This is a genomic window from Micromonospora sp. NBC_00362 (assembly GCF_026342155.1).
Classification (GTDB): domain Bacteria; phylum Actinomycetota; class Actinomycetes; order Mycobacteriales; family Micromonosporaceae; genus Micromonospora; species Micromonospora hortensis.
The window spans coordinates 246,019-268,910 of record NZ_JAPENH010000001.1; the positions used below are offsets into that span (position 1 = coordinate 246,019).

The window sequence follows — 22,892 nt, forward strand, 5'->3', positions numbered from 1 at the left end:
AACGATTCCTGTCAATGCAATCGGCCCGGGTGCGATGGTGCCGTCACCGGCCACAGGCACCGCACTGCCTGCGAGTGCGCAGGTGGTAGTCCGTGGACGCGATCACCAGGCCCACCCCCATGACGAGGTACGCCGACATCGCCACCCACAGGAACGCGTCGGAGAACTCGCTGTGCGAGCCCGACGTCACCTGCACCATCCCCATGCCGAAGTAGGCCACGATGCCCGCGCCGAGCCCGAAGCCGGGCACCAGTAGCAGCAGGCGAGCAATGGTGCGCCCGGCGAGCAGCGGAACCCACCCCGGCCAGACCTCACCCCAGTGGTACACCAGCGCCAGTGGCAACAGCACTCCGGCCAGCACCAGGCCGATCTCCAGCCCGAGCAGCGAGGCGCTCTGGTCGACGCGGTCGAACCCCACCACGAACTGGGCCGCGAAGCGGGTCACGAGACCGCCCACAGCGGCCCACGCCGCCCAGCGCGCCCACCGCGCGGGTGCCGAGCGCCGCGTACCCGGTCGGACCGTCCGGCAGCAGGCTGGGCAGTCGCCACGGGTGCGCCGCTGATAACGCGCGGTGCTCAGGGCGAGCAGTACCGCTCCGGTGACACAGGCCAGCCGGCTGACGAACGCCAGCGGGTCGAAGAACGGGCCGACGGTGAACAGCAGGAAGCCCACCAACTCCGGCAGCAGGATCGCGGCTGCCGCGACCAGCGCTCCGGCGACCGTCCAGGCGAGCCCCGCGATCGCCGGTCGCCAGGTCGCCACCTGGTCCAGGGCAACCGCCAGCCCGCCCGCGGCCGCACACAACGCGACGGACCACCAGCCGGTGAAGCCGAGCAGGTCCAGCCCGAGCCGCCCGAACTCCGGAGCCTCGCCGACCGTCCAGGCCAGACGCACGCCCCCGTATGCCACGGCCCAGCCGAGCACTGCGTACGTCAGGCCATGGACGCTCCGCCCGACGATTCGTGTCGATGTCGTCATGGACCGATCCTGCCGTCGTCCCAGGGTGGGCAGGCCCCGCTGACAGGGGACGTCACTCCCTCGCGCGAGGGATCAGCCGGGTCGGGTCTGCTGTGGAGCGACCGGGTGTGGTGCGAATCCTCGGCCTTCTATACCGTGGCACGGTCACGGGTGGCCACTTCCTCGACTGGGCCGTCCCGCGACGACGTCGCGTACGCGTTCGACATGGGGGTTTCGTCGTGACCATGGAATCGCCGACGACCGGCCGGCCCGAGGCTGGTGAGGCCGACGTGCAGCAGAAGATCGACACGTCGGTGCCGCATTCGGCGCGGATCTGGAACTACTGGCTCGGTGGCAAGGACAACTTCGCCGTGGACCGCGAGGCCGGGGACCAGTACCGCCAGGTCTTCCCCGGCGTCGTCGATGTGGCCCGCGCCTCTCGGCAGTTCCTGGTTCGCTCGATCATGTTCCTCGCCGCCGACGCGGGCATCCGCCAGTTCCTCGACGTCGGCACCGGGCTGCCGACCGCCAACAACACGCACGAGGTGGCCCAACGGATCGCCCCGGACGCGCGGATCGTCTACGTCGACAGCGACCCGCTGGTGCTGGTGCACGCGCGCGCGTTGCTGGTGGGCACGCCCGAGGGCAGGACCGCCTACATCGACGGCGACCTGCACGATCCGGCCGCGGTCATCGCCGAGGCCGGTCAGACGCTCGACTTCACGCAGCCGATCGGCCTCATCCTCAGTGGCGTCATGGGCCACGTGCCCGACTACGAGGCGGCCCGCTCGATCACCCGGCAGTTGGTGACGGCGCTGCCGAGCGGCAGTTACCTCTCGCTGAACGACGGCACGAGCCTGATCAGCGCCGAGATACAGCAGGCGCAGGACGACTACAACGACAGCGGCGCGACTCCGTACACCCTGCGCTCTCCCAGCGAGATCGCCGGCTTCTTCGACGGTCTGGAGCTGGTCGAGCCCGGCGTCGTACCGTGCCCGCAGTGGCGACCGGACGACGCGGTCGACACGCCGGCCGACATCGACGCCTTCGGCGGGTTGGGCCGCAAGCGCTGACGCTGTCGTGCGGCGGCGGTCGGCGCCGGGGTGGGGCGTCCCTGGTGGCTACGCCGCCGCCCGGCACTGACGGTCAGCCGGACTGGTCGGTGGGAGGAAGGACGCTCCGCACCGCCACGCAGGGGTCCGTGGCGGGTGCGGCGGCATGGATCGCTTCGGCGGCCCGGGCGGCGAGGTCGCGAAAGACCTCGCGCTGCTCCTCGGGTAACCCACCCAGCACGTGGTCCTCGGCGTGGGCGACCCGCCGCTCGGCCTCGGCGAGCGTCTGGCGTCCGCGTTCGGTGGCCACCACCCGTCGGGCCCGCCGGTCCTGGGGGTCGGGCCTGCGCTCGATGAGACCGGCGTTCGCCAGGTCGTCGATGACGTAGGTCAGCACGCTGCGGTCGATGGCCAGACGAGCGGCCAGGGCGGCCTGCGTGGGCACCTCTTCGTGCACGACGACGGCCAGGATGTGATAGCCGCGACTGCCGTGCGGCAGGTCCTTCAGCAGCTCCTCGACGCGCTCGTGCCAGTTGCGCAGCACCATGCCCAGCGACCAACCGAAGTTCGAACCGCGCTTGCGGTCGGCCGGCAGCTCGCACGGATCGCTCGCGGACATGTCCCGATGCTAGTGGCCGGCGCGTTGATCATCATCCGACATCACCGCACCCAGGAATGATTGGCGGCGAAGATAGGTTGTTCAACAAACGATAGATTTTAAACATGATAAGTTGATCAAACGATCGCGTGGATGGGGAAGCAATGTCGGACTACGGGCACGAACTCCGGTTTGGGTCGTTCCTGACACCCAGCGTGCACGACCCGGATCAGGTGGTAGCGCTGGCCGAGTTGACCGAGGCCGCGGGACTGGACCTGGTCACCTTCCAGGACCACCCGTACAACGCGGAGTTCCTCGACACCTGGACCCTGCTGAGTTGGGTCGCCGCCCGCACGGAGCGGCTCCGGATCTCCGGGAACGTCCTCAGCCTGCCGCTGCGCCCGCCGGCCGTGCTGGCCCGGGCCGCGGCGAGCCTGGACCGGTTGTCGCACGGCCGATTCGAACTGGGCCTCGGCGCCGGCGCGTTCTGGGACGGTATCGCGGGCATGGGGGCACGTCGGCTGACAGCGGGGCAGGGAGTCGCGGCGCTGCGGGAGGCGATCGACGTCCTGCGCGGCGTCTGGGACGACACCGCCACCGGGCCGCTGCGGCTGGACGGGGAGTACTACCCCGTGCCCGGCATGCAGCGCGGCCCGAAGCCGGCACACGACATCGACATCTGGCTCGGCGCGTACCAGCCGAAGATGCTGGCACTGACCGGCCAGAAGGCCAACGGCTGGCTGCCGACGCTCGAATACCTGCGATCTCCGGACCGGGTGACCGCCAACCGGCTCATCGACGACGCGGCCATCGCCGCGGGCCGCGAGCCCCGGGAGATCCGGCGGCTGCTCAACCTGTTCACTGTCGATGTCTCGTCGCGCAGCCGCGGCTTCCTCCAGGGGCCCGTGGAGCAGTGGGTCGACCAACTCCTTCCGCTGGTCATCGAGGAGGGATTCAGCACGTTCCTGATCGGGCGCGACGACCCACGCCTCATCCAGACCCTCGGGCAGGAGATCGCCCCCGCGCTGCGGGAGGCCGTCGCCAGGGAGCGCGCCGGGGGTGAGGTCGGCAGCGGGCCGGTCCGCACTACCGTCGCGCTGGCCGAGCGGCACCCCGGCCTCGACTACGACGCGCTGCCGCCGTCGCTGGCCGCCAGGTCCGTCGAGCCCGGTGACCAGGAGTACGAGCGGGTACGCCACACCTACAGCTGGCACGGCTCGCCGGCCCTGGTGATCCGTCCGCGCAACGCCGCCGAGGTGATCGACGCCGTGTCGTACGCCCGGACGCAGGATGTCCCGCTGTCGGTGCGCAGCGGCGGGCACGGCATCAGCGGCCGGTCGACGAACGACGGGGGAGTCGTCATCGACATGTCGAGGATGAACAAGGTCGAGGTTCTCGACCGGGCGACCCGACGAGTGCGCCTGGAGCCGGGTGCCCGGTGGGGCGACGTGGCCCAGACGCTGGCCCCGTACGGCCTGGCCATGAGCTCGGGCGACTACGGAGACGTGGGCGTCGGTGGTCTCGCCACCACCGCTGGCGTCGGGTACTTGGCGCGCAAGCACGGCCTGACCATCGACCACGTCGTCGCCGCCGAGATCGTCACCGCGGACGGCCGTCTGCTCCGCGCCGACGACGAGCATCACCCCGACCTGTTCTGGGCCATCCGCGGCGCCGGGGGAAACTTCGGTGTGGTCACCGCGCTGGAGCTGGAGGCGTACGAGGTCGACACGGTCGTCCACGCCCAGCTCGTCGCGGACGCGACGGACACCGCCGGACTGCTGCGCCGGTGGGGCCAACTGGTCGAGGACGCGCCACGGGAGCTGACGAGCTTCCTCTCCCTCTTTCCCGGCCGCCGTGGCAACCCCCCGGCCGCCCACGTCACCCTCGTCTACGCCGGTGACGACGTCGAGGCGGCGCAGTCCGCCCTGAGCCCGTTCCTGGAGATCGGGCCGATCCTCGACCAGCAGGCCCAGCTCGTGCCGTACCCGGCGATCGTCGTGCCGCCGGGCAACCAGCATCGGGGGCAGGGGCTGAGGGACACCCGCAGCGGTCTGTTGCACCACGTCACCCCGCAGGCGGCCGACCTGATGGAAAACATGATCCATTCCGGCGATGTGATGATCATGCAGTTTCGATCCGTCGGTGGGGCGGTCAACGACGTCGCCCGCGACGCGACCGCCTACCCGCACCGGAAGCAGAACTTCTCGGTACTCGCCGCCACGGTCCCGGACCGCCGGCCCCAACTCGACAAACTGTGGGCCGAGCTGTACCCGCACCTCGACGGCCTGTATCTCAGCTTCGAGAGCGACACCGATCCGGCTCGACTGCCGGACGCCTGGCCCGAGCCCACCCTCGGTCGGCTGCGTGCCATCAAGGCCAGCTACGACCCGGACAACGTCTTCAACCGGAACTTCCCCATCCCACCGGCCGGGCCGGTCGATCAGACGGCGCCGGACAGGTAGTCGTGGCGACGCTGCGGTTCGAACTTCTCGACCGCGTACCGCAGCATGACCCGTGGCATGACCCGGTAGCGGCGGGCGAGGAACTCCTCCTCCGCAGCCCTGTCCCGGTTGCCCACCTCGCGCAGCATCCAGCCCACCGCCTTGCGGACGAGGTCGTGCGGGTCGTGCAGGAGCCGGTCGCCGAGTCGGAAGGTCCACGCGAAGTCACCGGCCCTGATGAAGGCGAAGGTCGCCATGATGGCGATGCGCCGCTCCCACACGAGGCTCGAATCGGCCAACCGGTCCAAGACGCTCCGGTCCCTGTCGAGTAGCCAGGGGCCGACGATGTACGGCGCGGACGAGTCCACCAGGTCCCAGTTGTCGATGCGGTCGGTGTTGGCCAGGACGATGTCGAAGATAAGACCCCGCTCCTGCTCGTCGCCCCGGGCGAACTTCCGTACCAGGATGAACAGCGCGGTCAACCGCTCCTCGTGCGCGCCGTCGGTGAGCAGCTTCGTCGTCTCGGCCAGCGAGAGGTCGCGCCAGAACCGGGCGGCCACGGTGCGCTGGTCCGGCACGGAGACACCGAGGGCCCGGTCGCCCTCGCCGTACCCACCGGGGACCATCCGGAGGAACCGGCTCGACGCCTCGGCTCGACGTGGATCGGCGAGGCTGGCGAGTTCCCGACGCACGTCGACGTTGGTGGCCATGACCGTCGACGCTACCGGGGGTCAGCCCGCGCGGCGTAGGCGTCCGAGCGCTGGCCCGCCACACGCGGCCCCGACCCGCTGAAGCTGATCTGTGGGAACGCGGGCCGCCAAACCCTCGGCAGGGTGTGAGCGGCTGATTCAGGGGGTAGGACGCTGCGATGACGCAGCCGAGGATGGATCCCGCCGACGCGTTGGCCGAGCTGGGCCGGGTCAGGCTCGACGAGATCAGCCTGGACGACATGCTGCTCCGGATCGCCGAACTCGCCAAGGGAAGCATTGCCGGGACGAGAGAGGTGACTGTCACCCTGGTGCGGGGTCGGGTCGGTTGGACCGGGGCATTCACCGGCGAGTTGGCCCGTCAGCTGGACGAGTGGCAGTACGAGCAGCACCGGGGCCCCTGCCTGGATGCCTCCGCCAGTGGTGACACCATCTCCGTGCCGGACATGGACACCGAAGAGCGCTGGCCAGCATGGGCGGAGAGGGCTCGCGCCGCCGGCGTGCAGAGTTCCCTCTCCATCGGGCTTCCCATCCAGGGCTCGGTTGTCGGCGCGCTCAACGTCTACAGCGATTCGCCGAACGCGTTCGATCCGTCCTCGATCGCCAGTGCGGAGGGCTTCGCCGCCTATGCGGCGGTGGCACTGGCCAACGCGCACCTGTACGAGAACGCCGCCACGCTGGCCGCGCAGATGCAGGAGGCGATGCGGAATCGAGCCGTGATCGAGCAGGCCAAGGGGATCATCATGGGCAGCCGGCGGTGCTCGTCGGAGGAGGCGTTCGCGCTGCTGTCGAAGATCTCCCAGGACACCAACCGAAAGGTGCGCGAGGTAGCGGAGGCCCTGGTCGGCCAGGCAGTGGGAACCTCCCAAGGGTCTTGAGATTCGGGGGTGTGGGTGCCTGGGCCGTGGGTAGGGCTGAACCATGCTGAAGCGAGCGGTGTGGCAGGGGCTGGTGGCGGGCCTGGCCGGGGCTGCGGTGATGACAGCCGCCGAGAAGATCGAACAGCGGCTGACCGGTCGGCCCGACTCCTACGTGCCGGCCCGGGTTCTGGTCAGGCTGACCGGCCTGCCGGAATCCTCAGGGCAGCAGCCCCGCTGGCAGAACCTGGCGATGCACTACGGCCAGGGCGCGCTGGTCGGCGTGCTGCGCAGTGTCATGGCGCAGGCCGGGCTGCGGGGCACCTGGGCTTCGACGATGTTCACGGCGGTGCGCCTGACCAACGACCAGATCCTGGAGAACGCCACCGGCGTGGGGGCGCCCCCACTGACCTGGCCCCGCCCCGAACTCGCCATCGACGTGTTGCACAAGTCCATCTACGCGTTCGCCACCGGAGCGGTGGCCGACGCGCTCGCCGCCCGCGACGGAGCGGGTCCCGGGCAGCGGCACGCGGCGCTGCGTTCCGGTCGCCACTCGGACGTCGGTCCGCTGCCCCGGGCAGCAGCACGCCGGGCCTAGCCCTCGGAAGAGCGCCCACGGCCAGGAAGCTGCGTGCGCGGCCGGGGAGTGTTTAGCTGCACGGATGATCACACCCGTTCCCCTCGGTACCTGGCCGACGCCGCTGGAGGCCGCACCCCGGCTCGCCGCCCGGCTGGGGCTGGCCGAGCTCTGGTTCAAGCGCGACGATCTCAACGGCCTCGGCGGGGGCGGCAACAAGATCCGCAAGCTCCGGTACACCTGCGCGCAGGCGATCGCCGACGGCGCCACCACGCTGATCACCTCGGGGGCGCCGCAGAGCAACCACGCCCGGCTCACCGCTGCCGCTGCCGCGCGGCTTGGCCTCTCCTGTGTGCTGGTGCTCGCCGGCCCGCCCCCGGAGCGTCGACGAGGCAACCTGCTGCTCGACGGGCTCGCCGGCGCGGAGATCGTCTGGGCCGGAGACAGTCCGCTCGCCGAGGTGGTGGCGGTCGAGGCGGAGCGACGATCGGCGTACGTCATCCCGTTCGGCGGCACCTCACCCGCGTCGATCCAGGGCTATGTGGACTGCGGTCGGGAGTTGCGGGCCCAGTTGCCTGACGCCGACGGGGTCGAGGTGGTGGCGGCGCTCGGTTCCGGCGGGACGATGGCCGGCCTGGTGCGGGAGTTGGGCGCGCAGCGGGTGATCGGCGTGGATGTCGGCGCCGTGCCCGACCCACGGGCGACTGTCGCCGGGCTGCTCGCCGACGAGGTCGAACCGGACGCGCTGCGGATCGACGGCACCCAGGTGGGTGCGGGATACCGCACGCTGACCGACGCCGTCCGGACGGCGCTGGAGGTGACCGCGCGTACGGAGGGGGTCTTCCTGGATCCGACGTACACCGGTCGGGCGATGGCGGCGCTTCTGGCCGGCAGCTTTCCGCACGGCGACCGGGTCGTCTTTGTGCACACCGGCGGGCTGCCGGGGCTCTTCGGCCACCCCGAGCTGTAGGGGAACCGGCCGGGCACGCACGGCGGTGCCCTCCGGTGGAATCGCGCCGGAGGGCACCGTGCCGAGCTGTCGACGGATCAGACGCTGGCGAAGTGCTCGCGGTGATCGCGAACGAACTCGGCGAAGCTCCGCGGCTGCCGGCCGACGATCCGCTCGACGTGGTCGTTGGTGAAGTCGCCCCACCCGGAACCGTAGGCGACCCGGTACTCGGCGAGGACCTCGGCCGACCACTGGTCGAGGCCGGCCTGGAGCAGGCCGTCGCGTGCCTGCTCCGGGCTCTGCGGCACGTAGCGCACCGGCTCGCCGAGGGTGCGGGCGATCTCGTCGGCCGCCTGGTCGAGAGTGATGCTCTCCGGGCCGGTGGGAGTGTAGATCTTGCCCTGGTGCTGCTCCGGCGCGGCGAGAATCGCTGCCCCTGTGGCGGCGATGTCCCGGGCGTCGATCAGGCCGACCCGCGCGTCACCGAAGAGACCGTAGAGGTGCTCACCGGCCTTGGCGCCGAGCAGGTTCTGCATGAAGTGACTCGGTCGCAGGATGGTCCAGGGGATACCGGACTCCTGTAGCTCCGCGTCGGAGAGCGCGTGCAGGCGGCCGTTGCGGGTGGGCGCGTCGTGCGCGGCGCCGATCGCGGAGAGCCGGACGACGTGCCGGACGCCGGCCTGCCGGGCCGCCCACACCGCGTTCATGCTCTGGCTCGGTGCCAGTGGGCCCATCGGCATCAGCAGCCAGAGCGTCGTCACGCCCTCGAAGGCGGCGGTCAGTGTGGTGGGGCGGTCCAGGTCGCCGACGACGTACTCGACCCCATCGAGCCCTGGCGTGCGCGACGCGTCCCGGACGAGGGCGCGCAGCGGCTGCTTGCCGGCCAACTCCCGCAGCACCTCCCGCGACACGGTGCCGTTTGCCCCGGTTATCAGAATGGTCATGGTCATCCTCCTCGGTCAGGCGGACCGAGGTCGGACCACCGGTCGCCGGCACCGACGATATAGTCCAAAACTTGTACAGTCCAATGATTGGACCAAATTATGAAGCGCAGCACACTGAAGGAGCAGGACCCCGACCTCGGGATCCTGGCCGTGCAGCTCTCCGCGCGTGTCCAGCGGGAGATCTTCCGACGCTCGGCGGAGCAGGGGTTCGACGACGTCCGGCCGCGCCACGGCGCGGTCCTCGCGTACCTGGACGCCGAGGGCACCCGCCCCGGCGAACTGGCCCGGCTGGCCGGCCGCAACAAGCAGACGATGGGCGCGATCCTCGACGAGTTGGAACGGCTGGGCTACGTCCGGCGTACGCCCGACCCAGCCGACCGCCGGGCAAAGTTGATCGTGCCGACGGATCGGGGTCTCCGCTTCATCGCGGCCTCCGACGGCTTCGTGCACCTGATCGAGCAGAAACTCGCCGACACGCTCGGCCCCGACCGGTACCGCGACTTCCGAGACGCGCTGGCCCGCGGCGTGGCGAGCCTCCCGGCGACCGGCCCGGACACCGAGGGCTGAGCTGGCATGTGCCGGCGTCAACCGGGTACGCCGCCGTGGCCCCCCGGGGCCGGCGGACCGCCCCGGGCTGACCGCCTTCCACGCAGCCGAGGAGCACCGACATGCCTATCGCGGGGCGGGCCCGACTCACACCGACGGTCTCCCTGGTGCTGCTGGCGTCGGTCCTGGTGTCGTTCCTGGCCGCGTCGGCGGCCCCGACCCCGCTCTACGGTGTGTACCAGGAACGCTGGCACTTCTCGCCGGTCACCACCACTGTGGTGTTCGCCGTCTACGCCCTGGCGGTGCTGGCGTCGCTGCTCACGTTCGGCAGGTTGTCCGACCACGTCGGTCGGCGGCCGGTGCTGGCCGTCGCGATCGCTGTGCAGATGCTCGCGCTTGTCGTCTTCATCGTCGCCAACGGCGTTGCGGCCCTGCTGGTCGCCCGCCTCGTGCAGGGGCTGGCAGCCGGTGCCGCCACCGGCGCGGTGGGCGCCGCCATGCTCGACATCGACCGGGCCCGGGGCACGCTCGCGAACTCGATCGCCCCCGGCATCGGAACCGGAAGCGGCGCCCTGCTCTCGGCGCTACTCATCCAGTTCCTGCCCGCGCCGACGCGACTGGTGTACGTCGTGCTGCTCGTGATCCTGCTGATCCAGGCCGTCGGGGTCGCGCTGATGCCGGAGACGGTCACCCCGATGGCCGGGGCCCGAGGCAGCCTGCGGCCGGACATCACGCTGCCCCGCTCGGTGCGCCAACCGGTCCTGGTCGTCATCCCGGTGCTCTTCGCGGTCTGGGCGCTGGCCGGGTTCTTCGGCGCGCTCGGCCCGGCGCTGATCCGCAGCCTCATGAACACGTCGATCGTGGTCGGCGGTCTGGTCCTCTTCGTCTTCGCCGTCTTCGGGTCGATCGCCGTGCTGGTCCAGCGCAACACCGCCGCGCGGACCGTGATCCTGACCGGGATCGTCGCGCTCATCCTGGGCATGATCGTCACATTGGTGGCCGTCATGGCGCAGTCCATCCCGGTCTTCTTCGTCGGCCTCGCGCTCGGGGGCGTCGGCTTCGGCAGCGGCTTCCAGGGCAGCCTCAAGACGGTCATGCCGCTGGTCGAGGCACACCAACGCGCCAGCGTGCTGTCAGTGCTCTACGTCGTCTGCTACGTCGGCTTCGGTCTCCCCACGGTGATCGCCGGCTTCCTCGTGGTCTACGCCGGCGGCCTGCCGAGGACCGCCGACGAGTACTCCGTCGCCGTCATCCTCCTCGCCCTGGTCGCCCTGTTGGGCGTGCGCAGGGCCACCAGGATGGCGCCGGGCTGATGCCGGGAGGCCGGCGCCGAGCACTGACGCATCCAGCAGCGTCATGATCAGAAAGGGAGGGGCGATGAGCCCGAAAGTGACCCAGGGCGAGGCGACTGCGACGTCGCGCATCGAGAGCCTGGACGTCAAGCTTGAGGTGATCGTCATCCCGGTCTCGGATGTCGACCGGGCGAAGGCGTTCTACGAACGGCTCGGGTGGCGGCTCGACCAGACCCCGCCCGGCATCGTCCAGTTGACGCCACACGGCTCCCCGTGTTCCGTACAGTTCGGCCCCGGGCTCACGTCGGCGGCACCCGGCTCGGCCATGGCGTACCTGATCGTGTCCGACATCGAGGCTGCCCACGACACACTCGCCGCCGCCGGTGTCGAGGTCGGCGACGTCTTCCACGTCACCCCGGACGGCCCGGTCGACGGGCCGGACCCGCAGCGGCGCAGCTACTTCTCGCGCGCCACGCTGCGCGACCCGGACGGCAACACCTGGCTGATGCAGGAGATCACGACCAGGCTTCCCGGACGCATCGAGGGTGGCCTCACGTCGTTCGGCTCCACGAGCGACCTGGCGAGCGCGCTTCGGCGCGCGGCGGCCGCGCACGGTGAGCACGAGGAACGTACCGGCGAGCATGACGACAACTGGCCCGACTGGTACGCGGCGTACATGGTCAGCGAGCAGTCGGGGGCCAAGCCGCCCGAGTGAGCGACGTCCACGCGTAAGACCTGCTGATCGCGGTGCTGCCGGTGAGTCACCTGATGACTCACCGGCAGCACCGCTCCTCGCTGCGCGCTGTTCGTACGGGCGATGTACGCGAGTTGTACGCCGACCGTCCTACCATCCCCTGGACACGATGATCTTCGATCCAGCGGCACCGCCGGATTCAGAGCTGACCGGGTGGGTGCCGTGCCTCGTCGCCTGTGTGCGGTCCCCCGGCCGCCGGTAGGGAGGAGACCTCGATGACGAGTCCTGGTGCGGGCGGTGCGATGCCGTGACGCGGGTACGGTTTCTCGCCCTCGGCCCGCTGCACGCCGAGGTCGGCAGAGAGTGGCTCGACCTCGGGCCCGTCCGGCAACAGGCGGTCTTCGCGATCCTGCTGTTCAACGCGAACCGCGTTGTCACACCGGCGTCGATCCTGCAGGGAGTCTGGGGCGGCCAGGCCCCGGCGACCGGCACGAAGCTGATCCCGCCGTACATCTACCGGCTGCGGCGCACGCTCCAGGCGGCGTGCGTCGGCAGCGACGGTCCCGCGATCGACAGTTCCCGGATCGGCTACCGGCTGCGTCTCGGGTCGGCCCGCACCGACGTCGCGGACTTCGACGAGGCGGTTGAGCGGGCGGCTGCCGCCGAGACGGCCGGCGACCTCGCCGGGGCCGCAGCGCTACTGGCCGAGGCCGAGCAGAGCTGGGCGGGCGAGCCGTTGGCGGGCCTGACCGGTCCGTACGCGGAGAGCCGTCGGCAACACCTGCTCGAACGCCGCGTCGTCTGTTTGGAACACCGGCTGGAACTGCACCTGCGGCTGGGCGACTGCCACCGGGCGATCCCCGCGCTCATCGCCTTGCAGGCGGAGTATCCCCTGCGGGAACGGCTGGCGATCATGCTGATGACCGCCCTGTACCAGACCGGCAGGCAGGGCGAGGCGATGGATGTGTTCGGCGCCTTCCGTACCCGCCTCGCGACCGAGTTGGGCGTCGAGCCGACCCCGGCGCTGCTCGCGGCGTACACCTCGATGTTGCGCGGCGACCTGGGCCCGCCCTGGGTGTCGGGCCGTTTTCCCGAAGGACCCGCCCGGGCACGGGCGGCCACCACCACGTGATGCGCGGCGATGCCGCGCGGTGAGGCGGAGCAGATGGACGACGGCCTTGCCCCGGTGCAGCCGGGGGACGCCGGATGGTTTCTGGGTCACTCCCTGCGGGAGCGGCTGACCGGCGCGGTGCCCACCGGCCCCGTCGACGAGGATCTCGGCCGGATCCGGCTGAAGATGTGGCTGGACGAGCCGGTGCACGCGAGGCGGCCCGACCTGATCCCGCAGCGGCTGACCCAGCACGGGCTCGACGAGGCCGGTCTGATCCGGGTCCTGAGCGAGCAGCCCGAGACCGTTCGGGCCCGGTTCGACACGGCACCGGATTACGCCCGGCGGCTGGTCGAGGCCGCGCGGCGACATCGGGCCGCCACTGTGGCACCCGGCCACGGCGCGGCCGGACACGATGACAGCGCGGGATTCGCGGCGCTCGTCGCGCCACTGATCGCCGCCGCACTCGAACGGTTGGGCGCGCGGGTGGCGGCGATCGTCGACGGCCACCCGCACCTGTCCGCCGAGGCGCTGACCACGCGGTTGGGCCCGGGGCCGGTCGACACCGTCAACATGCTGGTGGCCCGGACGATGGCGCTGGAACTCAACGTGCTGCGGATCCGGGGCGAGCTGTCCGGGAGCAGCCCGCACGAGCGCTTCCACGACTTCCTGCACCGGTTGGAGCAGCCGCAGCACGCGTTGCGCCTGCTGCGCGAATATCCGGTGCTGGCCCGGGATCTGGTGCGGGTCGTCGACAACTGGGAGGCCAGCCGGCTGGAGTTCGCCGAGCGCGTCGTCGCCGACCACGCGGAGCTGTCCGACCGGTGCGGCGGGCCGGACTCGCTCGGCGACCTGGCCGAGGTGAGCTTCGGGGCGGGGGACAACCATCGGGGCGGTCGCTCGGTGGCGGTCGTCCGCTTCGCGACCGGCGCGCGGGTGATGTACAAGCCCCGGCGCCTACAGGTCGACTGCCACTTCCAACACCTGTTGGCCTGGCTCAACGAGCGTGGCGCGCACCCCGCGCTGCGGACGTTCTGGGTCGTCGACCGCGAGGTGTACGGGTGGACCGAGTTCGTCGAGAGTGGACCCTGCGCCGACCGCGAGGCCCTCGGCCGGTTCCATCGGCGACAGGGCGCGCTCCTGGCCCTGTTGCAGGCCCTCGGCGCGACGGACTTCCATCAGGAGAATGTGATCGCCTCCGGTGAGCACCCGATGCTCATCGATCTGGAGGCGATGCTGCACAACTGGCAGTGGGAGCGGCCGATCGGTGACCAGGCGGGCTACCTGCAGAGCGTCGGGGTCGGGTTGATGAGCAGGTCCGTCGTCACTGTGGGGCTGCTGCCGGCACCCGTGCTCTGGACCGAGGGCAACCAGGTCAACCAGTTCGACATGAGCGGGATGTCCGGGGCCGGTGGGCAGTTGACCGCCCGGCCGGTCACGGTCTGGGACGGGTTCGGCACCGACGAGATGCGCCTGGACCGGCGGCGGGTCCCGCTGCCCGGTTCGGGGAACCTGCCCACCCTCGGCGAGCAGCGTCTGGACGTGACGGAGTTCGCGCCCGAGATCGGCGACGGATACCGCACGCTCTACCGGATCCTGCTGCGACACCGGGACGAGTTGCTGGGGCCGTCCGGCCCGTTGGCCGCGTTCGCGCACGACGAGGTGCGGGTGGTCCTGCGCGCCACCGAGTCGTACGTCCGGCTGCTCGCCGAGGCGCAGCACCCGGACCTGCTGCGGGACGCGTTGGACCGGGACCGGTACTTCGAGAACCTGTGGGCCGGGCACGAGGACCGCGAGGACCGCGACCTCCTCATCGCCGCGGAACTGGCCCAGATGTACGCCGGCGACGTGCCGATCTTCGTGACCACACCGTCGTCGACGGACCTCACCGGCGGCGACGGCACCGCGGTGCCGGGGGCACTGCGCCAGACCGGCCTGGACGCGGTCCGCGACCGACTGGTGGGCATGTCCGAAGACCACCTGGCCCAGCAGAGTTGGATCATCGAAGCCTCGCTCACCGCGCTGATCATGGGAGACCCGTCACGGTGGCGTCCAGCGAGCCGCCCGGGCGCGGTGGTCCTGCCGCCGCTGGTCGTACCCGCGACTGTCGTGCACTCGCCTGTTGCCCCCGCGACGGTCGCACCTGAACGCTTCGTCGACGCGGCGCGCATCATCGGGGATCGGTTGCTGGCGACCGCGCTCACCGAGGACGACCGGATCTGCTGGCTGGGCCTGAGCCTGATCGCCGACAAGGTGTGGATGCTCGGCCCGAGCGCGATGGACCTCTACAACGGCATCAGTGGCATCGCCCTGTTCCTCGCCCGGCTGGCGGACGTCACCGGCGACACTGTCTACCGGCAGGCCGCCGACCGGGCCGCCACGATGATGCTCCGCGAGGCGCGGAGCTGGCTCGCCGGCCCGACCGCGACCGCGGGCGTCGGTGGCTTCGACCATCTGGGCGGTTCGGTGTACGCCCTGAGCCACCTCACCGCTGTCCTGGACCGCGCCGACCTGGTCGACACCGCCGTGGGCCTGGCCGCGTCGATGGTCACGCACGCCACCGAAAGCCGCGAGTACGACATCATCAACGGCAGCGCCGGCGGGCTGCTGGCCCTGCTGTCGCTGCACCGGGTCACCGCGGACCCCAGCCTGCTCGACGGCGCCCGGACGCTGGCCCGGCACACGCTCAGCGGTGCACGGCCGGTCGGCGACGGGGTCGGCTGGTCCGGCACCCTCTACGCGGACACGCCGCTGGCCGGCTTCTCCCACGGCGCGTCCGGTATCGCGACCGCCCTGGCCCGATGGGACCGGTACACCGGGACGCACGAGCATCGCGACGCGGTCGACGCGGCGCTGCGCTACGAACGCACCGCGTACGACGAGGCGACCGGCAACTGGCGCGACCTGCGCCCGGACACGCCGGAAGGCGACTCCATGGTCGCCTGGTGCCACGGCGCGGCCGGGGTCGCGATGGCCCGCGCCGAACTCCTGGGCTACGCCACCGACGACGCGCTGGTGCGCGACGACCTGCGGCGTGCGCTGACGGCGTCGCTGGAGCCGAGCAACCTGCTGCACAACCACTCGATCTGTCACGGGGACCTCGGCAACGCCGAGGCGGCGCTGGCCGCCGCCCGAGCCCTCGGGGACGACGAGGCGGCCCAGCGCGCCGCCGCGATCGCGGCGACCGCCGTCGTGGACATCGAGAATCGTGACTGGCGGTGCGGCGTGCCCCGGGGAGTGGAGACACCGGGGCTGATGAGCGGCCTGGCCGGCATCGGCTACGCGCTCCTGCGCTGGGCCGACCCGGCGGGTGTGCCGTCGGTGCTGCTGCTGGAGCCGCCGACCGACCATCGCGGTGCCATCGATCTGCCATAGCGCGGTCCTACGGTTCCGCCCGTGGAGGTCCATCCACGTATCGCGCTTCACCACCTATAGATCGGAGTTTCACATGGACTACATCAGGGCGTGGAAGGACCCGGTCTACCGGGCGTCCCTCAGCGCCGAGGACCGGGCCAGCCTGCCGGCGAACCCGGCCGGCTTCGTCGAGCTGAACGACCAGGAGCTCGACGGCGCCGACGGCGGCACGTGGACCCCGACTCCCACGATCACCGTGGTCACCGGGGCCGCCGGCTGCTTCTCCTTCAACGGCACCTTCTGCAACGGCACCTGCGCGGCGTTCACCGCCGGCTGCTGCGGCTGACCGAACCACCTCGGCGGCGAACCCGAACCGTCCCGCACGGACGCGTTTCCTCGCCGGCACACCCCGAATTCCCTGAGGAGAGCCCTTAATGAACATCGTGCAAGCCTGGAAGGACCCCGAGTACCGGGCGAGCCTTTCCGCCGAGCAGTTGGCGGCGCTGCCGGAGCACCCCTGCGGCGTCGTCGAGCTCGGTGACGACGTCCTCGCGCACATCGCCGGCGCGCGCACCGAGGGACTGTGGACCCTCGGCTGCTGCGGCGGCTTCACCGCCCGGGAGACCCCGTGCGGTTCCTGTGGCGCGACGTGCGGCGGAACCACCTGTGGCACCTGCCAGACGCAGTCGACCTGTGGTCTGTGCACCGCCTGATCCACCCGCTTGACCGGCGGTGCCCGGACGCCTGAGGTGTCCGGGCACCGCCGGCCGCGAGACCCGACCGCTGCGCGAGAGAGAGCACCCCCGATGACGCAGTCGCACCTGCCCGGCCACGACCCGGTGGACGTTTCGAACCCCTGCTGGTACCTGGCGTACTCCCTGCCGGAGAGGCTCGGCGGCGCGGCGCCGACCGGCTCGGTGGACGAGGACCGGGGACGGCTCCGGCTTGATCGGTGGAAGAACGAACCGGTCTTCGCCGGTGACACGGACCTGTTCGAGAGCTGGCTCGACGCCCTCGACCTCGACGAGCCCACGCTGGCCACTGTGCTCGGCGAGACGCCGGAGACGGTCCGCAGCAGGTTCGCCGACATCCCGGACTACGTGCGCACCATCGAGCGCGCATGGCGCGACCACCGGCCGGGCGAGAGCGCTGACGCCGACCACCACGGGCACGACCACGACCACGACCACGACCACCACCACGAGCCGCACCCGCACGCCGCGTTCGTCGAGCTGGTGCGCCCGCTGGTGGACGACGGCGTCCGCCGGGTACGCGAGGCGGTGCACGCGGCCTGCGCGGGTACGCCGGGACCACACCTGGATGCCGACCTGCTCGCCGACCAACTCTGCGAGCCGCCCTACGGGGCGATCAACCTGCTGGTCGGCCGGGTGCTCGTGCTGGAGCTCAACGTCCTGCGGTTGCAGGGGCAGTTGGAGGGGGAGACCTCGCAGCAGCGCTTCCAGGACTTCGCCCGGAGGCTACGCGACCCGAAGTACACGCTCGACGTCCTGATGGAGTACCCGGTGCTGGCCCGGGACGCGACAATCCTCATCGACAACTGGGTGGACGCCCGGATCGAGTTCGCCCAGCGGCTCACCGCCGACGCCACCGCGCTGACCGCCAGACTGGGCGACCCGGCGGAGCTGGGCAGCGTGACGGAGGTGTCGTTCGGCGCTGGTGACTCCCACCGCGGTGGTCGCTCGGTCGGGTTCGTCCGCTTCGCCAACGGCGCCCGCGCTGTCTACAAGCCCCGAGGGCTGCAGGTCGAGCTGCACTTCCAGCAACTGCTGGACTGGCTCAACGCGCGCGGCGCGCAACCGTCGCTGCGCACCATGTGGGTGCTCGACCGCGGTGACTACGGCTGGTCGGAGTTCGTCACCGCCGGGCCGTGCGCCGATCACGACGCGCTGCGCCGCTTCTACACCCGGCAGGGCAGCTACCTGGCGCTGCTGCACAGCCTCGCGGCCGTCGACTTCCACCTGGAGAACATCATCGCCGCCGGCGAGCACCCGATGCTTGTCGACCTGGAAGCCCTCTTCCATCCGCAGGGCGAGCAGACGGACCAGCAGATCGGCGTCTCGGCGGAGTCGTTCCGGACGATGCGGGAGTCGGTCCTGGAGGTCGGGCTCCTGCCCCGGCCCATCATCTACCAGGACGACGACGGCGTCGGCGGCGTCGACTTCAGCGGCCTGGCCGGCACCGCCGGGCAGCTCACGCCCACCCCGGTCGCCACCTGGGAGGAATCCGGCACCGACGAGATGCGCCTGGTCCGCAAGCGGATCGAGATGGGCGGCGGGCAGAACCTGCCCAGCCTGAGCGACGCGCCACACCACACCCTCGACTTCAGCGCCGACATCATGGCCGGGTTCGAGCAGACCTACCGGCTGCTGCACCGCCACCGCGACGAGTTGCTGGCACCCGACGGGCCGGTGGCCGCGTTCGCCGGTGACGAGGTACGCGTGATCCTGCGCGCCACCCGCACCTACGGCAAGCTGTTGCAGGAGAGCCGCCACCCCGACCTGCTGCGCAACGCGCTGGACCGGGAGCGGTTCTTCAGCTTCCTCTGGTTGCAGGAGGAGTGGCCCGGCGCCGAGGCCCGTATCGCCACCGCCGAGCAGGCGCAGCTCAGTCGCGGCGACATCCCCTTCTTCAGCACGACGCCCGCCTCGCACGACTTCGTCGCCGGAGACGGCTCGGTGGTCGCCGGGGTGCTGCCCACCAGCGGTCTGGAGCGGTCGCGGCAGCGCATCGACGCCCTCTCCGAAACGCACCTGGCCCAGCAGACCTGGATCCTGCGCAGCTCGCTCGCGGCGCTGACGATGGGCGTGGAGAGTCAGGGGCAGTGGTCGGAGTACCAGGTCAGCGCCGCCACCGTTCCAGCCGACGTGGACCGGTTCATCGCCGCCGCGGTTGCCGCCGGCGATCGGCTGCTGCTGTCGGCCGACACCGGCGAGGACTCGATCGCCTGGCTCGGGCACACCCTGGTGGCCGACAAGATCTGGCAGCTCGGCCCGGTCGGGATCGACCTCTACAGCGGGCTGTCCGGGATCGCGCTGTTCCTCGGCTACCTCGGCGAGGTCAGCGGCGAGCAGCGCTTCCGCAGCGCGGCGGAGGTAGCCGCCGGCATGTTGGTACGTCAGATCGACCTGCTCGACGAGACGCCGACGGAGAGCCTGGAGAACTTCACAGTCGGCGCCTTCAACGAGCTGGGCGGACCGCTGTACGCGTTGAGTCACCTGGGCGCACTGTGGCAGCGCGACGACCTGTTGGACGCCGCCGGCCGCATCGTTCCCGTCCTGCTGCACCTCGCGCCGCAGGACGAGGCGTACGACGTGATCAGCGGCGCGGCCGGAGCGATCCTCGCGCTGCTGGCGCTGCACGCGGCACGGCCGTCGGAGCCGGTCCTCGACGCGGCCCGCACGTTCGCCCGGATCCTGGTGGACAAGGCCGAGCCGGCCGGCGACGGCATCGGCTGGGCGGGCGCGGTGAATCCGAGTCGGCCGCTGGCGGGTTTCTCACACGGCGGGTCCGGCATCGCTGTCGCCCTGGCCAGGTTGGACCGCGCCCTCGGCAACCGCGACCACCTACCGCTGGTCGAGGGAGCGATGCGCTACGAACGCTCGGCCTTCGACCCGGAGCACATGTGCTGGCTCGACCTGCGCGACACCACGCCGGAGCGGTACTCCATGGTCGCCTGGTGCCACGGCGGGCCCGGCATCGCGCTCGCCCGCGCCGACCTGGCCGGCTACGTCGACGACCACGAACTGCTCGACCGCGACCTCTCCGACGCCAGCACCGGCATGCTGCGCTTCGGCCTGACCGGCGAGGTCATCACCGGCACCGGCAACCACAGCATCTGCCACGGCGACCTCGGTAACGTCGAGGCCCTGCTGGCCGCCGCACGGGTCCGCGGCGACGAGGACGCCGCCCGACAGGCCGAGCTTGTGGCCGCCAGCATCCTGGACTACATCGACCGGGACGGCTGGCTGTGTGGCGTTCCACTCGGCGCGGAGACTCCCGGCCTGATGAGCGGCATCGCCGGCATCGGCTACAACCTGCTGCGCCTGGCCCTGCCGGACCGGGTCCCGTCGATCCTGCTGGTCGAGCCTCCGATTCCGGCCGTGGGCGGTGACCGGCGTGGCTGAGCAGCAGGTCTGGCCGTACCGCCCGCAGGCGTTGGCGACCTACCGCGATGGCGTGCACGACGGCCCCGCACGCAGCCCGATCCGATCCTCCGGACGGCCGCTGGTCGCGCTCGCCGTGCTGCTCCTGGTCGGCCTGGGCTTCGCGGCGGTGATGCGGGTGCCGCGCACCGTCGACGGCGCGGCGATCGGTGCCGACGGGTCGAACCTGGTCTCCATGTTCGCCGGACGCCTCGACCCCGAGCCGGCGCAGGGCACTGAGGTCACACTGGTCCAGGAGGGCGGACGGGCGACCCTGCGGGTCGTCCGGGCCGAGGTCGTCGTCGACGACGCCGCAGCTCGGCGCTGGAACATCCCGGCGGAGGTGGCCCGGCCGGTCACCATCGTCCTGCTCTCCGGCGAGACGCAGCAGACCTTCGGCCGGCTCAGTCTCGTGGTCGCCAACCCCACACTGCTGGAGTTGGTGCCGGGCGTTGGGAGGGTCCTCCGATGACGCCGAGCTGGCTGCGACAGCGCCGCCGGGTGCCGATCATGCTCCAGATGAGCGCCACCGAATGCGGCGCCGCGTGCCTGGCCATGGTCTTCAGCTCCTACCGGCGGTGGACCTCCGTCGCCGAGTGCCGCGAGCAGTTGGGCATCGGCCGCGACGGCGCCACGGCGTTGCAGATGACCCAACTCGCCCGCCGGACGGGCATGCGGGCCCGAGGTGTCAGCGTCGACCTCGAGGGACTGCCGCAGCTGCGGCTGCCCGCGATCGTGCACTGGAACTTCCGGCACTATCTGGTGCTGGAGCGGTGGGACCGACGCGGCGCCGTCGTCGTCGACCCGGGGATGGGCCGGCGGCGGATGAGCCGCGAGGAGTTCGGCGAGGGCTTCACCGGCATCGCCATCGAACTGACCCCCGGTGAGGAGTTCGAGCGCCGTCCCAGCCCGGGACGGCTGGCCTCGCTGCGGTTCGCCCGCAGCATGCTGACCTTCTCCCGTCCGCTGCTCGGCCTGGTCCTGGTCGTCTCGCTGCTGCTCCAACTGGCGGTGCTGCTGCCGGCACTGATCACCAAGTTCGCTGTCGACACGGTGATCGGGAAGGGGCAGGTCGAGGCCCTGACCGTCCTCGGCCTCGGCATGCTCCTGTTGTTGGCCACCCAGGGCGTCGGCACCTACGCCCGAGGTGTCGCTCTCAACGTGCTGCACGCCCGCATGGACGACACCATGATGCGGCGCTTCTTCGACCACCTGCTCGCCCTGCCGTACTCGTACTTCCAACTGCGCAGCAGCGGCGACCTGCTGATGCGAATGTCCAGCAACACAGTCATCCGCGACCTGGTGACCAGCCAGACGATGTCGCTCGTCCTCGACGGACTGTTCGTCGTCGTCTACATCGGCATGCTCCTGGCGTTCACACCGCTCTACGCCTGGCTGGTGCTCGGCCTGGGTCTGCTGCAACTCGGCGCGATCGTGGCGACGTACCGGGCCATGCGCGAACGCACACATCGGGACATCGCCGCGCAGGCCGAGGAGCAGAACTACGCGGTCGAGGTGCTGGCCGGCGCCGAGACGGTGAAGGCGATGGGCGCCGAGCAGCAGGTCCTCGGCCGCTGGTCCGGGCTGTTCCAGACCCGGCAGTTCGCCTCGCTGCACCGCCGTCAGCTGGAGACCGGGTTGGAGGCGACGCTCGGGGTGTTCCGCATGGGCTCGCCGCTGCTCCTGCTGTGGGTCGGCGCGCACCAGGTCGTCGCCGGCGCGATGTCGCTGGGCACCATGCTGGCGCTCAACGCTCTCGCCGCTGCCGTGCTCACCCCGCTGATGGGCCTGGTCAACACGGCCCGTCAACTACAGACGGTCGGCACCCACCTGGAACGGATCCGGGACGTGATGGACGAGGCCGCCGAGCAGGACCGGTCCACGTCCCAGCCACCGGGCCGCATCTCCGGGCAGGTGACGCTCAGCGGAGTCGGCATGCGCTACAGCGCCAACGCCGCCTGGGCCGTACGCGGGGTCGACCTCTCCATTCCGGCCGGCGCGAAGGTGGCGCTGGTCGGACGGACCGGTTCGGGTAAGACGACGCTCGCCAAGACGATCATCGGACTGTACGTGCCCAGTGAGGGCGAGGTCCGCTTCGACGGCCGTCTCCTCCAGGACCTCGACTTCCGCGAGCTGCGCCGTTGGTGTGGCATGGTCACCCAGGAGCCCGCCCTGTTCGCCGGATCCGTCCGCGACAACATCTCCCTCGGGCACCCGTCGGCGAGCTACGACGAGGTCGTCCTCGCCGCCGAGCGCGCGCAGATCCACGACGAGATCATGGCGATGCCGATGGCGTACGAGACCCGACTCACCGAGGGCGGTGGAGGGCTCTCCGGCGGTCAACGACAACGGCTGGCCCTCGCCCGTGCCCTCGTGCACAACCCGCCGCTGCTCCTGCTCGACGAGGCGACCAGCCACCTGGACGTGGTCACCGAGCGTCGGGTGGACGACATCCTCTCGGCGCTGTCGTGCACCAGGATCGTCATCGCGCACCGGTTGAGCACAGTGCTCAACGCGGACCTGATCGGTGTGATGGAGGAGGGTTCCCTGGTGGAGCAGGGCACGCACGACGAGTTGATCGCGCACGGGCGCTACTACGAGGCGCTGATCCGCGACCAGCTCCAGACGGCCCGGCCGCTGTAGCCGGGCGTC

General features: G+C 71.1%; 19 protein-coding genes. 15 read left to right on the plus strand and 4 right to left on the minus strand.

The annotated features are described in order from the left end of the window. Positions 1 to 43 precede the first annotated feature (43 nt). Positions 44 to 979, minus strand: coding sequence for a hypothetical protein (locus OG992_RS01135; RefSeq protein WP_266302017.1), 936 nt, complete (start codon positions 977 to 979; stop codon positions 44 to 46). Between the two features lie 224 nt (positions 980 to 1,203). Here OG992_RS01135 and OG992_RS01140 point away from each other — a divergent pair, with 224 nt between their 5' ends. Then, positions 1,204 to 2,031 (plus strand): SAM-dependent methyltransferase, encoded by an 828-nt coding sequence (locus tag OG992_RS01140; protein WP_266305127.1) that lies wholly within the window; start codon positions 1,204 to 1,206, stop codon positions 2,029 to 2,031. Positions 2,032 to 2,104: 73 nt separating this feature from the next. On the opposite strand, the gene OG992_RS01145 is transcribed toward OG992_RS01140, so the two are convergent. Then, positions 2,105 to 2,629 carry a MarR family winged helix-turn-helix transcriptional regulator gene (locus OG992_RS01145; protein ID WP_238684013.1) on the minus strand — a complete coding sequence of 175 codons (525 nt, stop codon included), beginning with the start codon at positions 2,627 to 2,629 and terminating at the stop codon, positions 2,105 to 2,107. Positions 2,630 to 2,772: 143 nt separating this feature from the next. On the opposite strand from OG992_RS01145, the gene OG992_RS01150 reads away from it, so the two are divergent. Beyond that, entirely contained in the window at positions 2,773 to 5,070 is a 2,298-nt protein-coding gene (locus tag OG992_RS01150; RefSeq protein ID WP_266302018.1) for an LLM class flavin-dependent oxidoreductase, read from the plus strand. On the opposite strand, the gene OG992_RS01155 is transcribed toward OG992_RS01150, so the two are convergent. Further along, positions 5,049 to 5,759, minus strand: coding sequence for a DNA alkylation repair protein (locus tag OG992_RS01155; protein WP_266302019.1), 711 nt, complete (start codon positions 5,757 to 5,759; stop codon positions 5,049 to 5,051). The two genes, OG992_RS01150 and OG992_RS01155, sit on opposite strands and share 22 nt — an antisense overlap. A gap of 158 nt (positions 5,760 to 5,917) precedes the next feature. Here OG992_RS01155 and OG992_RS01160 point away from each other — a divergent pair, with 158 nt between their 5' ends. The 3 genes from OG992_RS01160 (at position 5,918) to OG992_RS01170 (ending at position 8,160) form a co-directional block, all read left to right on the plus strand. Continuing rightward, positions 5,918 to 6,634, plus strand: coding sequence for a GAF and ANTAR domain-containing protein (locus OG992_RS01160; RefSeq protein ID WP_266302020.1), 717 nt, complete (start codon positions 5,918 to 5,920; stop codon positions 6,632 to 6,634). Between the two features lie 43 nt (positions 6,635 to 6,677). Continuing rightward, positions 6,678 to 7,211 (plus strand): hypothetical protein, encoded by a 534-nt coding sequence (locus tag OG992_RS01165; protein WP_266302021.1) that lies wholly within the window; start codon positions 6,678 to 6,680, stop codon positions 7,209 to 7,211. A gap of 64 nt (positions 7,212 to 7,275) precedes the next feature. After that, positions 7,276 to 8,160: a pyridoxal-phosphate dependent enzyme gene (locus tag OG992_RS01170; protein ID WP_266302022.1), complete on the plus strand. Its 885-nt coding sequence runs from the start codon at positions 7,276 to 7,278 to the stop codon at positions 8,158 to 8,160. A 77-nt stretch (positions 8,161 to 8,237) separates the two neighbouring features. Here the strand turns inward: OG992_RS01170 and OG992_RS01175 are convergent, their stop codons facing one another. Then, positions 8,238 to 9,083, minus strand: a complete 846-nt coding sequence (locus tag OG992_RS01175; protein ID WP_238684007.1) for an SDR family oxidoreductase — start codon at positions 9,081 to 9,083, stop codon at positions 8,238 to 8,240. 87 nt (positions 9,084 to 9,170) lie between these two features. Here OG992_RS01175 and OG992_RS01180 point away from each other — a divergent pair, with 87 nt between their 5' ends. From OG992_RS01180 to OG992_RS01225, 10 genes are all read left to right on the plus strand, one after another. Further along, complete coding sequence (locus OG992_RS01180; protein ID WP_266302023.1) at positions 9,171 to 9,650, plus strand: MarR family winged helix-turn-helix transcriptional regulator; 480 nt, start codon at positions 9,171 to 9,173, stop codon at positions 9,648 to 9,650. 101 nt (positions 9,651 to 9,751) lie between these two features. Continuing rightward, on the plus strand, positions 9,752 to 10,942 hold the full coding sequence (locus OG992_RS01185; RefSeq protein WP_238684005.1) for an MFS transporter: 1,191 nt from the start codon (positions 9,752 to 9,754) through the stop codon (positions 10,940 to 10,942). A gap of 64 nt (positions 10,943 to 11,006) precedes the next feature. Continuing rightward, positions 11,007 to 11,636 carry a VOC family protein gene (locus OG992_RS01190; RefSeq protein ID WP_238684004.1) on the plus strand — a complete coding sequence of 210 codons (630 nt, stop codon included), beginning with the start codon at positions 11,007 to 11,009 and terminating at the stop codon, positions 11,634 to 11,636. A 286-nt stretch (positions 11,637 to 11,922) separates the two neighbouring features. Next, positions 11,923 to 12,747 (plus strand): AfsR/SARP family transcriptional regulator, encoded by an 825-nt coding sequence (locus OG992_RS01195; RefSeq protein ID WP_266302024.1) that lies wholly within the window; start codon positions 11,923 to 11,925, stop codon positions 12,745 to 12,747. 33 nt (positions 12,748 to 12,780) lie between these two features. After that, positions 12,781 to 16,098: a type 2 lanthipeptide synthetase LanM family protein gene (locus OG992_RS01200; protein WP_266302025.1), complete on the plus strand. Its 3,318-nt coding sequence runs from the start codon at positions 12,781 to 12,783 to the stop codon at positions 16,096 to 16,098. 73 nt (positions 16,099 to 16,171) lie between these two features. Further along, on the plus strand, positions 16,172 to 16,423 hold the full coding sequence (locus OG992_RS01205) for a mersacidin/lichenicidin family type 2 lantibiotic (protein ID WP_112603060.1): 252 nt from the start codon (positions 16,172 to 16,174) through the stop codon (positions 16,421 to 16,423). Between the two features lie 88 nt (positions 16,424 to 16,511). Beyond that, the gene (locus OG992_RS01210) at positions 16,512 to 16,790 is read left to right on the plus strand and encodes a mersacidin/lichenicidin family type 2 lantibiotic (RefSeq protein WP_091399738.1); all 279 of its coding nucleotides are present in this window, start codon (positions 16,512 to 16,514) and stop codon (positions 16,788 to 16,790) included. A gap of 93 nt (positions 16,791 to 16,883) precedes the next feature. Then, positions 16,884 to 20,222, plus strand: coding sequence for a type 2 lanthipeptide synthetase LanM family protein (locus OG992_RS01215; protein ID WP_266302026.1), 3,339 nt, complete (start codon positions 16,884 to 16,886; stop codon positions 20,220 to 20,222). Continuing rightward, positions 20,215 to 20,712, plus strand: a complete 498-nt coding sequence (locus OG992_RS01220; protein ID WP_238684000.1) for a hypothetical protein — start codon at positions 20,215 to 20,217, stop codon at positions 20,710 to 20,712. Before OG992_RS01215 ends, OG992_RS01220 begins: the two co-directional genes overlap by 8 nt. Next, positions 20,709 to 22,883 (plus strand): peptidase domain-containing ABC transporter, encoded by a 2,175-nt coding sequence (locus OG992_RS01225; protein WP_266302027.1) that lies wholly within the window; start codon positions 20,709 to 20,711, stop codon positions 22,881 to 22,883. The genes OG992_RS01220 and OG992_RS01225 overlap by 4 nt, the downstream gene beginning before the upstream one ends. The last annotated feature ends 9 nt before the right edge of the window (positions 22,884 to 22,892 follow it).